General features: G+C 36.8%; 9 protein-coding genes. 2 read left to right on the top strand and 7 right to left on the bottom strand.

Annotated features, from left to right (window positions below; translation table 11 throughout):
- Positions 1-44: 44 nt before the first annotated feature.
- Positions 45-1,583, bottom strand: a complete 1,539-nt coding sequence (gene rho / locus ACRRVB_RS03705) for a transcription termination factor Rho (protein ID WP_432466631.1) — start codon at positions 1,581-1,583, stop codon at positions 45-47.
- A gap of 622 nt (positions 1,584-2,205) precedes the next feature.
- Between rho and serS the strand changes: the two genes are divergently transcribed.
- A complete protein-coding gene (gene serS, locus ACRRVB_RS03700) occupies positions 2,206-3,477 on the top strand; it encodes a serine--tRNA ligase (protein ID WP_432466630.1) in 1,272 nt (423 codons plus the stop codon).
- A 185-nt stretch (positions 3,478-3,662) separates the two neighbouring features.
- Here the strand turns inward: serS and rnr are convergent, their stop codons facing one another.
- The gene (gene rnr / locus ACRRVB_RS03695) at positions 3,663-5,762 is read right to left on the bottom strand and encodes a ribonuclease R (protein ID WP_432466629.1); all 2,100 of its coding nucleotides are present in this window, start codon (positions 5,760-5,762) and stop codon (positions 3,663-3,665) included.
- Positions 5,763-6,440: 678 nt separating this feature from the next.
- Between rnr and ACRRVB_RS03690 the strand changes: the two genes are divergently transcribed.
- Positions 6,441-10,004 carry a sodium:solute symporter family transporter gene (locus ACRRVB_RS03690; RefSeq protein WP_432466628.1) on the top strand — a complete coding sequence of 1,188 codons (3,564 nt, stop codon included), beginning with the start codon at positions 6,441-6,443 and terminating at the stop codon, positions 10,002-10,004.
- 137 nt (positions 10,005-10,141) lie between these two features.
- Here the strand turns inward: ACRRVB_RS03690 and dnaB are convergent, their stop codons facing one another.
- Genes dnaB through sufC form a run of 5 tightly spaced genes read right to left on the bottom strand, consistent with a single transcriptional unit; the run spans position 10,142 to position 15,404 of the window.
- Positions 10,142-11,629, bottom strand: coding sequence for a replicative DNA helicase (gene dnaB / locus ACRRVB_RS03685; protein ID WP_432466627.1), 1,488 nt, complete (start codon positions 11,627-11,629; stop codon positions 10,142-10,144).
- Positions 11,630-11,657: 28 nt separating this feature from the next.
- Positions 11,658-12,107, bottom strand: a complete 450-nt coding sequence (locus tag ACRRVB_RS03680) for a SufE family protein (RefSeq protein ID WP_432466626.1) — start codon at positions 12,105-12,107, stop codon at positions 11,658-11,660.
- Complete coding sequence (locus ACRRVB_RS03675; protein WP_432466699.1) at positions 12,088-13,338, bottom strand: aminotransferase class V-fold PLP-dependent enzyme; 1,251 nt, start codon at positions 13,336-13,338, stop codon at positions 12,088-12,090. Before ACRRVB_RS03675 ends, ACRRVB_RS03680 begins: the two co-directional genes overlap by 20 nt.
- Positions 13,339-13,373: 35 nt before the next feature.
- Entirely contained in the window at positions 13,374-14,648 is a 1,275-nt protein-coding gene (locus ACRRVB_RS03670; protein WP_432466625.1) for a SufB/SufD family protein, read from the bottom strand.
- 9 nt (positions 14,649-14,657) lie between these two features.
- Complete coding sequence (gene sufC, locus ACRRVB_RS03665; protein ID WP_432466624.1) at positions 14,658-15,404, bottom strand: Fe-S cluster assembly ATPase SufC; 747 nt, start codon at positions 15,402-15,404, stop codon at positions 14,658-14,660.
- Positions 15,405-15,485: the final 81 nt, after the last annotated feature.

Raw genomic sequence — 15,485 nt, 5'->3', positions numbered from 1 at the left:
TTTTAATAATTTTTACCGCTTGTTGTCTGGCATATTTTATCTAATTAATTACTCATAGAAACCAAAAATTCTTCATTGTTACGTGTACCCCTCATTTTTTTAAGTAAGAAATCCATAGCTTCTGTAGAACTCATATCTGCCATAATGTTGCGTAATATCCAAATTCGTGCCAATTCCTCTTTACCTATTAACAACTCTTCATGTCTTGTTCCAGAAGCAGGTACATCAATAGCTGGATAGATACGTTTATTGGCTAACTTTCGATCCAGTTGTAATTCCATATTACCCGTACCCTTGAACTCTTCAAAAATCACTTCATCCATTTTAGATCCTGTATCAATAAGTGCTGTAGCCAAAATAGTCAACGAACCGCCATGCTCTACATTACGAGCTGCACCAAAAAATCGCTGTGGTTTATGCAGTGCATTGGCATCAATACCACCAGAAAGTACTTTACCAGAAGAGGGACTAACAGTATTATGTGCCCGAGCCAATCGGGTAATAGAGTCCAAGAGAATAACTACATCACGACCACATTCTACCATTCTCTTTGCCTTCTCTAAAACAATATTGGAAACTTTTACGTGCCGTTCAGCTTGTTCATCAAAAGTTGAAGCGATCACTTCTGCTTGTACATTTCTGGCCATATCTGTCACTTCCTCAGGACGCTCCCCAATTAGAAGAACAATTAAATAAACTTCTGGATGATTTGATGCAATTGCATTGGCGATCTCTTTTAATAGTACTGTTTTACCCGTCTTAGGCTGGGCTACAATCATACCACGTTGCCCCTTACCAATAGGTGAAAATAAGTCCATAATGCGGGTTGAATATTGGCTAGCCCCGTTGGAAATATGTAACTTATTATGTGGAAAAAGTGGCGTAAGATGTTCAAAAGGGATACGATTGCGTCCCTCTTCTGTGGTCACCCCATTCATATATATTACCTTTAGAAGTGCAAAATATTTTTCTCCTTCTTTCGGCGGACGTATTTTCCCACAGATGGTGTCACCTGTTTTTAGATTAAATAACTTGATTTGAGAGGGAGATACATAGACGTCATCTGGGCTAGCTAAATAATGATAGTCAGATGAACGCAAAAATCCATAGCCATCCTGCATAATCTCCAGTACACCTTCTCCTTCAATCGTAGTATCTAAATTGTGTTGCGCCACTGTCTCTTTTTTACCTTTTTCAGATGAAGAAGTAGCCTCTTTGGGCTCTTTTATAGGAGCAATAGGAGCGTATTCGATAGCTACTGATTTGGCTGACTCAGTAGCAGTAATTTCACTATTTTTATCATCTATATTGGTGTCAATTTGTATTTCTACTGTCTTAGATTTTGTATAACTTTTCTTAGGCGGTAAAGGTGGGGATACCTCTTTTGGTTGCAGGGATGCAACAGTCATTGGCGTGTTCTTTTTTTGAGTAATTTCCCTTACAGGTAGTAGTGCTTGCTGGTCTAATATTTTGTAAATAAGTTCTTCCTTCGAAAGCGTTTTATAGCTTTTAATTTTAAATTTTTCTGCTAATTCGCGTAACTCAGAAATAAGTTTTTGATTGAGTTCTCCGATATTGTACATGATTGAGTTAGGTGTAAATTAAATAAATCCTATTAAAATAATAGGCATCATCTTAACTATTTTAACGAATATGCTTAAAATAGTAGTAGCTTATATTACTCTAGTAGCCATGTAAGCCAAGTGTGTGAACATGAATGCAACAAATACCATTTGTCAGTTGATGATTCATTGATAAAAATAGCTTTACATAAAATGCTTCAATAGCACTAGGTAAAATCATTTTAAAAATTTATGGTTTTAAACACGTGAAAATTAGCTATTTTTAATTACTAAACAGAAGTAGTGTCTATAACTCAAATAAGATATTAGCTGCTTATTTGCGCTGATTTTGCTTTTTAAATCTAGTAAGAATGGTCAAAAATAAAAATATTTTTGTACCTATATAGAATATACAATAGATATAATGCGGAAACTTATACTAAAAAAATTAAACCAAAGGAATGAATATCAACCCAAGACTTTGAATAGAGCCCCATGGCAAACCAATATGAGCAATAATACAACTATAATTTGAAAAAATCAAACAAAGTATTTTTTTTGGAAAAAAGACAGAACTAATTCTTTAATTTACTGTAATTTTAGGTTAGCATAACCTATATTACAGCGCTTCAACACAAATAGCATGATTGAGTTACATCGTATAAGAACGGATAAAAAAGCAGTAATAGATGGCTTGCATAAGCGGGGCTTATCTAATGCAGCAGGGCTTATTGAAGCCATATGTAACCTAGACATAGAAAAACGGGCCATACAATTTCGATTAGACAACTTATCCGCTACACTCAATAAGCTGAACCAAGAAATAGGAAATATGTTGCAGAAAAAGGATGCAGCAGCTACGTTAGAAGCTAAAAAGGAGGAAAGCAACCAATTAAAAACAAGCATTAAGCAGTTGGCAGAAAAATTTAAAGCACATGCATCAGATCTCTTGGCGCAGCTTTATGTGCTTCCAAACTTGCCTCATGAAAGCGTACCAGTGGGGAGCCATGCTGACCATAATCTTATTATCTATCAAACACCACGAATGGTTGTAAAAGGGCTTTTGGCCCATTGGGATTTGGTTAAAAAATATGACTTAATTGACTTTGAGCTAGGTAATAAAATTACCGGTGCTGGTTTCCCAGTATATAAGGGAAAAGGTGCTAAGTTACAACGTGCTTTAATCAACTTTTTTTTGGATCAAGCATTAAAAGCAGGCTATACCGAAATTCAACCTCCTATTTTGGTAAATGAAGCATCTGCGTATGCAACGGGTCAACTGCCTGATAAAGAAGGTCAGATGTATCAAATTGCATCCACACCATTCTATCTAATACCTACTGCAGAAGTCTCCATCACCAACATCTATCGTGATGTCATTATAGCAGAGACTGCTCTACCCGTTAAACATGTAGGGTATACACCTTGCTTTAGAAGAGAGGCAGGCTCTTGGGGAGCTGACGTACGCGGACTGAATAGGCTCCATCAATTTGATAAGGTAGAATTGGTTCAGATTGCTCATCCAGACTGTTCTTATGCGAACTTAGAAGAAATGTTGACCTATGTACAAGGATTGGTGGAAGAACTGGCGCTACCTTACCGTGTGCTAAAACTTTGTCATGGAGACTTAGGGTTTTGTGCTGCTATGACCTATGACATAGAGGTACATGCCGTAGCTCAAAATAAGTGGCTAGAAGTAAGCTCAATCAGCAATTTCGAAACTTTTCAATCCAATAGGTTGTCCTTGAGATATAAGGATAAAACAAAAAAAACTTGTCTTTTACATACTTTAAATGGAAGTGGACTAGCTCTTCCACGTGTAGTAGCTGCACTATTGGAATTAAATCAGACCCCAGAAGGGATTCGTATTCCAAAAGTCTTACAACCGTATACAGGATTTGATATAATTGACTAAATCTTTCTTATTGCAACTTTTTTCAAAAGGCCTTTTTCTGTTTCTTGAGCGGTAATAGAAACATAGCTGCTCACTAGCCTATAGGATTTTTTTGAGATAGCTTTCAGATAATTTTGTAGCCTTAAACTTTAATGGACTGATCTCATGCCACTGATGGCTTTCTTGTTTATTGTGCTATACCCAGATTAGCATAACAAAAAATTAATATGTCGTTTATCTAAATCGCAATTTTTTACTTTGACCTTTACGATATCCCCTAATCGATAACGTTTTTTAGACGATTTTCCAACTACTTGAAAGTGCTTTTCCTCAAAAGCATAGACATCATCAGTAAGGTCTGATAGGCGAACCATCCCCTCACAACCATTTGATAAGATTTCTATATACATATTCCATTCAGTTATGCCACTGATGATTCCCTCAAATATTTGTTCCTTTAGATTTTCTATAAATTCTACTTGTTTGTATTTGATGGAGGCCCTTTCTGCATTTGCAGCCAGGTATTCTTTTTCTACAGCATACTGGCATTTTTTTTCATAGGATGCTACATCATAGATGTGCGCACCTTTTAAATATTGCTTTAAAAGACGGTGTACCAATACATCTGGGTACCTTCTGATCGGAGAAGTAAAATGGGTATAATGTGCAAAAGACAATGCAAAATGGGGATCAGGTTTTGTAGTGTAAATCGCTTTGGCCATAGATCGGATGGCCAGCGATTGGATAATGGTTGCTTCTTTTTTGCCCTGAATAGCCTTTTCTAGATCATGCATGGCTTTACATATAGATGTTTTGGATCTATTTATTTTGTATCCTAGTTGGTTCACAAATAGAAAAAATTCATTTAACTTATCTGCATCTGGGTGGCCATGCGTTCTATATATAAAAGTAGGCCCTAATTTTTCCTGTTTTTGTTTTAGGTTTGCTGCAAAGGTAGCTACTTCCTGGTTGGCTAGTAGCATAAACTCTTCAATAAGTTTGTGGGCATCTGTGCGGCACTTTGAGGTCACTTTAAGTGGCTTCCCATTGGTATCCAGATCAAATACTAATGATCGGGTTTCAAAATTAATCGCTCCCTTTTGCACGCGCTTTGCATGAAGCTGTTTGGCTAAGTGATTCAATACGGTAAGCGCTTGGTAAAAATCACCTTTTTGATGGTCTATGGCCATTTGAGCTTCTTCATAAGAAAATCTTTTATCCGAATAAATGATGGTTTCTCCCAACCATTTGTCATAAACTTTTCCTTGTGCATCCAATTCAAAAATAGCTGAAAAGGTTAATTTAGTTTCGTTTGGACGCAAAGAGCATAGCCCATTAGAAAGTATTTCCGGTAACATGGGAATACAACGATCTACTAAATATACAGAGGTATTGCGTGCATATGCTTCTCTATCTAGCAAACTATCTGGTACAACGTAATGACTTACATCTGCAATATGAATACCTATTTGATGGTGGCCATTGGCTAAAGGCTGATAAGAGAGGGCATCATCAAAATCTTTGGCATCTACTGGATCTATGGTAAAAGTAGGTATATGCCGCAGGTCTCTTCTTTTGGTTATTTCTTTTTCGGTAATGACCGTAGGTATATTTTTGATGCTTTCAACTACATGGTCAGGAAAGGTCTCTTTTAAACCAAACTCAGCCATAATCGCATGCATCTCTACTTCATGTAGGCCAGCTTGGCCAAGATGTTGCACCACCGTACCTGTTAATGCTTTATGCGTACTGGGAAAAGAAGTTAATGCAATGACTACTTTGTCATTTTCTTGTAGGATGTCGTTATATTTCCCCTCTAATAGAACCGTATGTGTAGTGCGTTTTTGTTCAAAAATGGCTTGGGGTTGCTTTCCAGAAACAGTGATGCGTCCAATGATGGGTGCAGTATTGCGTTCAATAATTTCTACTACCATACCTTCTGGTCGTTTACGGCCTTTCCCTGGAAGCAAGCGAACTTTAACTAGGTCTTTATCTAGTGCATATAGTAAATTTTTTTGATGCACTAATATATCTGTAGGTTGATCAGCTGCGATAATATAAGCATATTCCGTACGGACATAATCTACTCGACCTGTTACATAAGTAGGTACACTGGCATATGCATACCGTCCGCTCTTTAGCTTTTTAATTTTACCTTGTTGCACAAGATGTAATAACGCTTTTTTTACTTTATTTTTATCTGATTTTGAATGGACCTGTAATGTTGCACAAAGTTGTTGTATGGTATATGCGTGATGTAGATCTTGTTGTAAGGTCTTACAAATAATCGTAGTATAGTTTTGCACTGCTTTTGTCTTATAAAAGTCAAGATTTTATCTTATAGGCACTATAGAGGCAGGATTCCGTCTGTCGTTTGCGTCTAGTCTGTCAGTTTTATCGTTAAGGTACAAGATATGATTATTTTTTTCAATTGTTTTGATGCTAAAGTATGGCCCATGTCTATCGTATGTGTTTAATATAGACTATGACCGGTCTTAAAAATCATAATCACTGTTCTAGTTTCAAACTAAATAGCATCTTGTATAAGGTAAGTTTGTCTATCTGTATTATAAACGTGCATGCTGAATAATTATTTTTTAAATTTATAATCAACTATAAAATATATTTAATAAATTTGTTTACAAACGGTTGTATAAAAAGTATTTTTATATGGGTTATTTTAGTGATCAGGTTTTTAAGTCGTTAAAAGTTACTTGATCAAATCAATTAAAATAGCCAATTGTTTGGTACAAATACCAATAAAATATTATATTAAAAAAAATTTGTAAATCAAGTAGATAAATATATAACGTACGATTTGCGTTAATACTATTTTTAGGTATATATAATATATACATATTATGGTACATAACAGAATGATTTATCAATATCCGCTACTTTTTTTTGATTTTTAGAAAAAAATCTTTACTATATCTTATCTTTAGCCCCATCTGTTTTCTATACTTTTCTAGATTATTTAATTTATGATGTTATTCAATATGCCTATTGTGATAGTAGGGACTTTTTTGTTGTTAACCTTGATAGTAGGGATTTACTTTAGTAGAAAAAAAACCACTTTTAGAGAATATGCGGTAGGGAATAAGAATTTTTCAACAGCTACTTTAGTGGCTACTGTTTTAGCTACTGATTTTGGGGGAGGAGGTTTGGTTCGTAATGTAGAGTGTGGACATAACCTTGGATTATGGTGGATAGTTTTGGGATTTTTAACCTGTTTTGGTTTCTTGCTTGTTAGTAGGTTGGCGTTGCGTATGGGGCCATTTATGCAACACCTTTCTATGGTAGAGACTCTAGGTCATATTTATGGTAAGTATCCAAGAATTATTGCTGCAGTAGTTTGTATATGTGGTTGTATTGTTACCGTTACTATACAAATTAATATAATATCCCAGGCTATCAAGATATGTATGAATTTATCTAAGTTGTCTTATGTCGTTCCGGTATTTGCTACTTTTCTTCTTATTTTTTATTCCATATTTGGAGGTGTTCGTGCCGTTACCTATACAGATGTATTGCAGTTTATAACCTTTTCAATTATTATTCCTTTTTTGGCCTGTTTTATATTTCTAAAATTAGAAAAACCAATTTTCGAAATTGTTCCTATATTATGTAGTTACAAAAAATTTCAGTTTAGTAGCGTATTCTGTCTTGGAACTCATTTAGTAGGCATGTTGCTAATATCTTTTTCTAGAATCGCTTCTTATATAGAAGCGCCTATTATTCAGAGAGCATATATGTCTTCTGGACCTTTTCAGGCTCGAAAGGTTTTTTTATATGCAACTATTTTTAGCTTGTTTATTAAGGCTTTTATATTTATGATTAGCTTGTTTTCTTTTGTGCAAGCACCTAATTTATTGAAAGAATCGGTTTGGGAGTATGTAATGAATCATATTCCATGCTTTTTTCAAGGATTTGTTTCGATTGGTTTATTAGCAATGGCAATGTCTACAGCTGATTCTCAATTGAATGCATGTTCTGTTATGGTAAGTCATGACATATTAAAAAATCTGAATAAGACAAATAAAATTTCTGATTCATTTCAACTTAAAATAGCTAGATGGACGACTCTGGTAGTGGGTCTACTTTCTATGCTCCTAGCTTTTCGATATAGAGATCTTTTAAAATTAATGTATTGGTCTCTTGATTGTGCCGTACCTGTCGTAACGGCTCCTTTTATATTAGCCATTTTTGGTTTTCGGGGTACTGCTCGTACGGTCTTGATCGGAATGATTACAGGTGCGCTATTTATTTTATCCTGGAATAAATGGGTAGAAGTTAAAACGGGAATAAACGGTTCATTTCTGGCTGCGTTAGTTAACGCCTTGGGAATGATGGCTGCTCACTATCTACTAAGACAACCAGAAGGTACAGGTTGGGTTAAACCAGATAATACGTTTAAACAAATCCAGCAAGAAGAAAACAGAAAAATCATAGCACGAAAAGAAGCCATTAAAAATTCTTGGACTGATAAAAAAATAAACTTGGCTAGGCTAGTACCTAGCCGTACTATGATGGTATGTATGGGCTTTTATTTTTTTATAATTAGCTTACTGGCTCATTTTATATTGCCTTTTACAAATCATTATTATTGGCTTATATTTCACCTATTTGGATCAGCGTGTTGTTTAGGCTATCCATTTCTATATGATATTTCCAAAAGGATAAGATCTATTCCAGATTGGTTTATTGGACTAGTTTTGCTAATATTTTTGGGATTTTATCTCCCCTTAAAGGTACTGTTGAACTGGTGGTCCCCAGTAAACCCAATCTTTAGTTTGTCTTTATCTTTAGCCCATTTATCTGTAGTATTGTGGATATTGTCTCTTTATGTCGGTACAACTGTTATATCAATTACTTTATTATTGTCCATTTATCCAATTTATATTGGATTATCCTATCCAGAACTATCCTCGCTATTCCCACTATTTTTAGTCGTTATATTTGTTTTTACATTGATTATTTATTTTAAAGTAAAAGTAAGTAACCTTACTAAACAAATTATTTACCTGAAAGATCAATTAAAAATTAGAGAAGATCAAAAATTCAAACGATCTCTCTATAAAGCAGCTTTGGTTCCATCGACTGGTGCTATTCCTTCTAAAAATTATGGATCCATTTTAGAGAAAGTAATCCGTAAAGTTGAAGAATCAATCTCCTTTTTAGACAATAATAGTCCTATTTATAAGGAAGATTTACAAAGTATTATGAATAAGTTCTATGATTGGGTAAACTATTTTAATAAAAGATCAAAAGCTAAAGATCATGCACTCCTGCAGCCTACTAAAATTTCTTTAGATAACCTAATCCGTAAGGTAGAAGTGGCTTTATCCCAGGAGATGGATAATCCCCCTAAAATTCTGGTAGAAAAAATTGTATGTTCTAATAAATCGTTATCTACCGATATAGTATCCGATATCAATCAAGTAGTTTACTTATTGGTTAAAGCTGTTCTAAGGATTGGTAGCATAGATCGTCGTAATCGATCTATTGTTAAGGTACAATTGCATCCTACTGCTTTGCAATTTAAAAAAGCAGATTCTATTGACCAAAGTTGTCCTCTGTTTATCGATTTTCAAGCTATTGCGCTAGTATTGATCCGGTCTAGTGATACGCATGAATCTTTTCCAAAAGTCAAGTCATGTTATAATGAAATAGATTGTATGGATCCTCAAGTAAAGAAAGATAGACCACTATCTATAGATATTGAACAAGATACCATATTCAGTATGGTTCGTGCCCATTATGGTTATTTAGAAACTTATTTTGACCAGCAGCAACCCATTGTGCTGATGGTCTTGCCTATAGATGTTGGAGATATCATGAATAAAATGACTATTGACCTTCCTTTAGATGCATTAACCTCAGAAGGACTTGTTACCCCTAAAGAAGAATCTGACTCGATGATGGAATTAATGAAATTCCATGACCATATCTGTAAATCATCTTGTGAATCGGATCCTATAGATATAAAAACTGTTTCAGGTATACTCTTATTGATCAGGAAGCACTTTAGATTTAAGCGTCATGCTTCAGGTAAATTGTTTTATGTACGTACAGTAGGGATTGCCCAATTGGTAGTAGATTGGGTTTTTCACTCACCTAAAGTGGTTTATGCTGCTTTACTGTATGAATTGGTGCGTCGTACTTGTTTATCTCCTTCTTATATCAAGGAACATTATAACTTAGGCGTTTATGCGTTTGTCTCTAATGTAATAAAGATGGATAAACGGGAAGCGCTAAACCATCCTTCGTTGCTTTATGTTCAGAATAGACTGGAAAAAGCTATTCAGGAAGAGCATGTACAGCTTTCTGTCCTGTTTATAAAGCTAGCCGAACGGCTTTATGATCTACGCCATGCAGCTGGTTATATTCATCTATCAGAGGTACAGCATATGGCGCAAGAGACGCTAGCTATAGACCTGCAAATAGCGAATATATATTTGGGACCTCATATAGCAAAAGCATTAGAAGAGGCTGCTAAACAGGCATTGGAGGTATGTGACCTTAAGGGAAAAGAAGAAAATAGTTAGTCAGTTCCTTAGAAAATTTATAACGTCAATTCTGGATTAGACAGTAAAAAAAGGTTTTAAAAAGCTCCTTTGTGCTTTAAATTTGGGGGGGGGGATTGAAAAACATAACCTCTATTACAACGGTATCGATACATCGCCTACAACAATTCAAACGTTTCATGTAGTCCATTGGCTTTGCTTGAACGAATGACAAACTGTTCTGGTTGACCGGTAGAAGGGGGCATATCCGCATCCATAAATTTCATATATCGTCCCATAAATTGCAAATGAACTTGATCTAATGCACCATTCCGATGCTTGGCGATAATAACCTCTGCCAAACCTTGTGTAGGATTACCTAACTCATCTTCTGTTAATCCATAATACTCTGGTCTATATAAAAACAAAACTAGGTCTGCATCCTGTTCAATAGAACCAGATTCACGTAAATCAGATAATTGAGGCCGTTTGCTTCCTCCACGGGTTTCTACCGCTCGACTTAATTGAGAAAGTGCTACCACCGCAATATCCAATTCTTTGGCTATACTTTTAAGTGCACGTGAAATCGAAGCAATCTCTTGCTCACGATTGCCTCCCCCTCTATTGGCATCGCCAGACATGAGTTGTAAGTAGTCAATAACGACTAACTGAATATTATGCTTGGCCTTAAGTCTTCTGCACTTGGTACGCAATTCAAAAACGGATAGTGCAGGCGTATCATCTACATAAATCGGGGCATTGGATAGCGCAGCCGTCTTATGCAGCAATTGTTCCCACTCATGATCCATTAATTTACCTTGTTTTATTTTTTCACCAGCTAGCTCTGCTTCAGATGAAATCAATCGATTTACCAGTTGTAACGCCCCCATCTCTAAAGAAAAGATAGCTACAGGTGTCTTATAGTCTATAGCTGCATTGCGTAAAGCAGAAAGTACAAAAGCAGTTTTACCCATACCCGGTCTAGCGGCAATAATAATTAAATCAAACTTTTGCCAACCAGAGGTAACACGATCTAAAGCAGTAAAGCCACTGGGGATACCGGTAAGTCCATTGGCAGATGTACGGCGATTGGATAAACTATCAAAAGCTTCTACCAATAATGAACGCATTTCTAGATAACGTTTGCGAATGTTTCCATCAGAAACTTCAAATAGTGCTTGTTCGGTACGATCTAACGTATTGAACACATCCATAGTAGGATCGTAGGCATACTTCTGAACCATAATAGAAATTTCTATTAACCTTCTGCGCATGGCATATTCTAAAATAGCTCTAGCATGAAATTCGATATTGGCTGAAGAACTAATACGTGTGGTTAGGTAACTTACATAGTAGCTTCCCCCTACTGCAGCTAGTTTACCATCTTTGCGCAACTGATTGACCACCGTAAGCATATCTACCGGTTCTGAGTCATTAAACAGGTGTATGATGGCTCGGTAGATTTCTTGATGAGATTCTTTATAAAAACTTTCAGGTCGTAAAAGATCTATGACACTCACTAGCGCCTCTTTTTCTAGCATCAATGCACCTAACACACCTTCTTCTAAATCTAAAGCGTGGGGAGGATATTTTGAATTGACTGCGAGCGTATCAGGGGTAGAAAGACTAGATGGTTCTACTTCTAAGTTTTTAGTATACATGGTCATAATAGATGATACTTACACTAGCCCAAAATTAGGCATGAGAAATGATTTGATTATTCGCTAAAGCTCTTATTTTCAGGGTTTTAATCATATGTGCCAACCCACTGGAACGCTGAAATCCGATCAATGTGTTTAGGCCAATCGTTGCTATAAAATAGAGATCTGCCTCGATAATATCTTGAACAGATTGGCCAGACAATACCTTCAATAACAAACTAATTAACCCTTTTGTAATCGCCGTATTGCTGTCAGCTTGAAAAAATAGTCGTTTTGTTATAAGTGTATCGGCTACCCATACCTTAGACATACAGCCTTGTACCAAATAGCGATCTGTCTTATATAAGGCATCCATTGGGGCTAATGTATCGCCTAAATCAATAAGATAGTCTAGCATAGCGACTCTATCACCAGAGAAGGTCGTAAAGGCATCTATGATTTCGTCTTGATGTTGACGAATGGTCTTACATGCTCTTTTTACCATATGAACGGTTTCCTTTATCAATAATCTGTTGCAATGTTTCTAAAAATAGATCAATTTCTTCAATGGTATTATAGACGGCAAAAGAAAGGCGGACTACACCCTCTATCCCAAATCTTTGCATAAGTGGTTGCGTACAACAATGGCCTGTACGAACCGCAATACCTTCGGCATCTAAAAATAGACCTACATCTAAATGGTGCATATTGGTCAAATTAAAGGCAATAATAGCTACTTTATGGCTAGCCGTCCCTACCAGTTTTACTTCTGGTATACGAGCCAAACCAGCCAATGTGTAGGCAAGCAAGCTTTCTTCATGGGCAGCTAGTTTGGCGTAACCTACGCTTGAAATAAACTTGAGTGCTTCTGAAAAAGAGATAATTGAAGCCAATGGTGGTGTCCCTGTTTCAAATTTGTAAGGAGGATCATGATAGCGCACTTCTGTTAGGGTAACTTGTTGGACCATCCCGCCACCTGTTTGATAAGGCGGCATCTTTTCTAACCACTTTCTTTTTCCATATAGAATGCCCAATCCAGTTAGACCATACACTTTATGGGCAGAAAAGACAAAAAAGTCACAGTCTAAGTCAGTAACATTAATGGGCATATGGGCTACGGCCTGTGCGCCATCCACGACGACAATGGCACCTTCTTGATGTGCTTGGTCTATAATGTTTTTAATGGGATTAATGGTGCCCAATGTATTAGATACATAGGTTAGTGCAACGATTTTGGTGCGGGGCGAAAAGGTACAATGGGTTAGATCCAATTGTCCTCCATCATCTATAGGAATTACCTTTAAAGTAGCTTTTTTCCGTTTGCAGAGCAATTGCCAAGGAATCAGGTTGGCGTGATGCTCCATTTCAGAAATGACTACTTCATCTCCTTCACCTACTGCCATCACGCCATAAGTCGATGCAATTAAGTTGATGCCTTCTGTAGTACCTGAGGTAAAAACAATATTTTCTACCTCAGGGGCATGTATAAATTTTTGCACTGCGGAACGGGTTTGCTCTAAAGCGGTAGTGGCACGAGCAGCTAAAGCATGCATCCCACGGTGGATATTGGCATTATCCTCCTGATAAAAATGGCACGCAGTATCTATAACTGCAAAAGGCTTATGGACGGTAGCCGCATTGTCAAAATAGACCAGGGGCTTATTATAAACTTGCTGATTTAGAATAGGGAAAAAAGCCCTAATTTGATCTATATCTAAGGGACGAGCAGAAAACATCAAGCGCAATTCACTAGGTTAATAGGCAAAATATACTACAATTTTACAAGCTTTGCTACGAATTTATCGTATATATAATCTTGTAATGTGGATACAGAAACAGAATCAATGATCGTGCTACCAAAAGCTTCTAATAATAATCTTCGGGCTAAAGAAACTGGTATACCACGTGATTGCAAATAGAATAATTGTGAAGGATCCAATTGCCCAGTCGTTGCACCATGGGAACATTTGACATCATCTGCATAGATTTCTAATTGTGGTTTGGCGTAATGACGGGCCGTATCGGATAGAATAAGGGCATTATTGGTTTGATAAGCATTGGTTTGCTGTGCGGCAGGTGTAAGGTAAATTTTACCACTGAAACGGCCTATTGACTGATCCGCTAAGATGGATTTATAATGTTGTTGGCTAAAGCTATCGGGGGCACTATGGATCACTTGGATTTGGTGCGCTACTTTTTCTTTTACACCAAGTGTTGATAAACCATATAGCATAGCACGGGCATGACTGCCATTCATTTGCACTTTAAGATGCATGTGGAACATAGCAGTACCAAAGGCAAAGGTATGATGGGTAAAGGTGGTATGGTCTTTTTGATTGCAATAGAGGGTATTGACTTGGTAACAAGATGGAGCATCCGTATAGATGGTATAATACGATAGATGGGCCGCTTCTTCTAATAAAATATGGGTAAAATGGTTGAGCAAAGGATACGACTTATGTGATAAGGTATACCAATTTTCTATAATGGTTGCTGTACAGGCTTGGCGTACCTTAATCATCAGCTGAGGTACTACATGGCGGGCAGCATCGGTGACAATATGTTGCAATACAATTACTTTTTGTGTAGCTGCTGTAATCTCCAGCAGATAGCGCTCTTGAGACAACATGCTATTCAATAGGACAAATAGATCATCACTAGACCGAATAGCATCCATATAGGCCGTCAGTATCTCTTTCTGTTTTAGAAGTGGCAGATCTAGTAATTTATGCAACGCCACGCCCTGAGGTAGGCTCTGAAAATCCGAGGGGACGTATATTCCATCTACAAAAGTGAGCGTTAGGGTTTGGATTACATTAGCGTCCACTTCCACAGGGGAACAAGTTTGCTTAGATATAGGGTAATCGTAGGGCTGATGGATGCATAAATCAACTATTTCACGCAGGTTATTATAGTCTTCTGTTTGGCTAGCTATAAAATCAGGTTGGTTGAGCCTATTAAATGCCCATAGCCTTTCTGTGTAGAAAGGATCTGTAACAGAAAAATTTTTAAAAATTTCTGTCAACCAATTTGTAAATTCCTTCATAGATGGTGATTAGGTGAGTTGTGCAATCCAGCCATATCCTTCTTTTTCCAATCGTTTGGCAAGTGTAAAATCACCAGACTGTATAATGGTTCCATCATAGAAAATATGGACAAAATCTGGAACTACATGATCCAATAGCCTTTGGTAATGGGTAATCAAAATCATCGCATTGGTTGGACTACGCAACTCATTAATGGCTTGTGATACAATGGTTAATGCATCAATATCTAGACCAGAATCAGTTTCATCCAGGATAGCCAAAGAAGGCGCTAACAGCGCCATTTGTAACATTTCATTTCTTTTTTTTTCGCCTCCTGAAAAACCTTCATTGAGTGAACGTTGTACCAAGGTGTCATCCATACGGAGCAGTTTGCGCTTCTCTTTTAAAAGTTCTAGAAAAGCAACGGCGTCTAAGGGAGGTAAGGCCCTCTGTTTCCTTATTTGATTGATGGCTGTTTTTAAAAAATTAGTAGTCGTTACACCTGGAATTTCAACAGGATATTGGAAAGCTAAAAAAAGACCAAGTGCCGCTCTGGCTTCTGGCACTAGTTGCAATAGATCCTGACCATGTAGCAGTATATTGCCTTCTGTAACTTCATACCCGGCTTTACCAGCTAAAACAGCTGCTAAGGTACTTTTACCTGCGCCATTGGGTCCCATAATAGCATGTACCTGACCTCTTCCTATTTCAAGGTTTACGCCATTTAGTACTTTTTTACCGTCTATGTTTACATGTAAATTGGCTATGGTGAGCATGATCTATTATCCTACTGGTTTAAAGGTAAATGGTATGGCACTTTCCTAGACTTACTTAAAGCTATCATCTAGGGAATCCAT

Origin of the sequence: Candidatus Cardinium hertigii, from assembly GCF_050864855.1 — a bacterium.
Classification (GTDB): domain Bacteria; phylum Bacteroidota; class Bacteroidia; order Cytophagales; family Amoebophilaceae; genus Cardinium; species Cardinium hertigii_C.
This window is presented reverse-complemented; position numbering and strand designations above follow the sequence as displayed.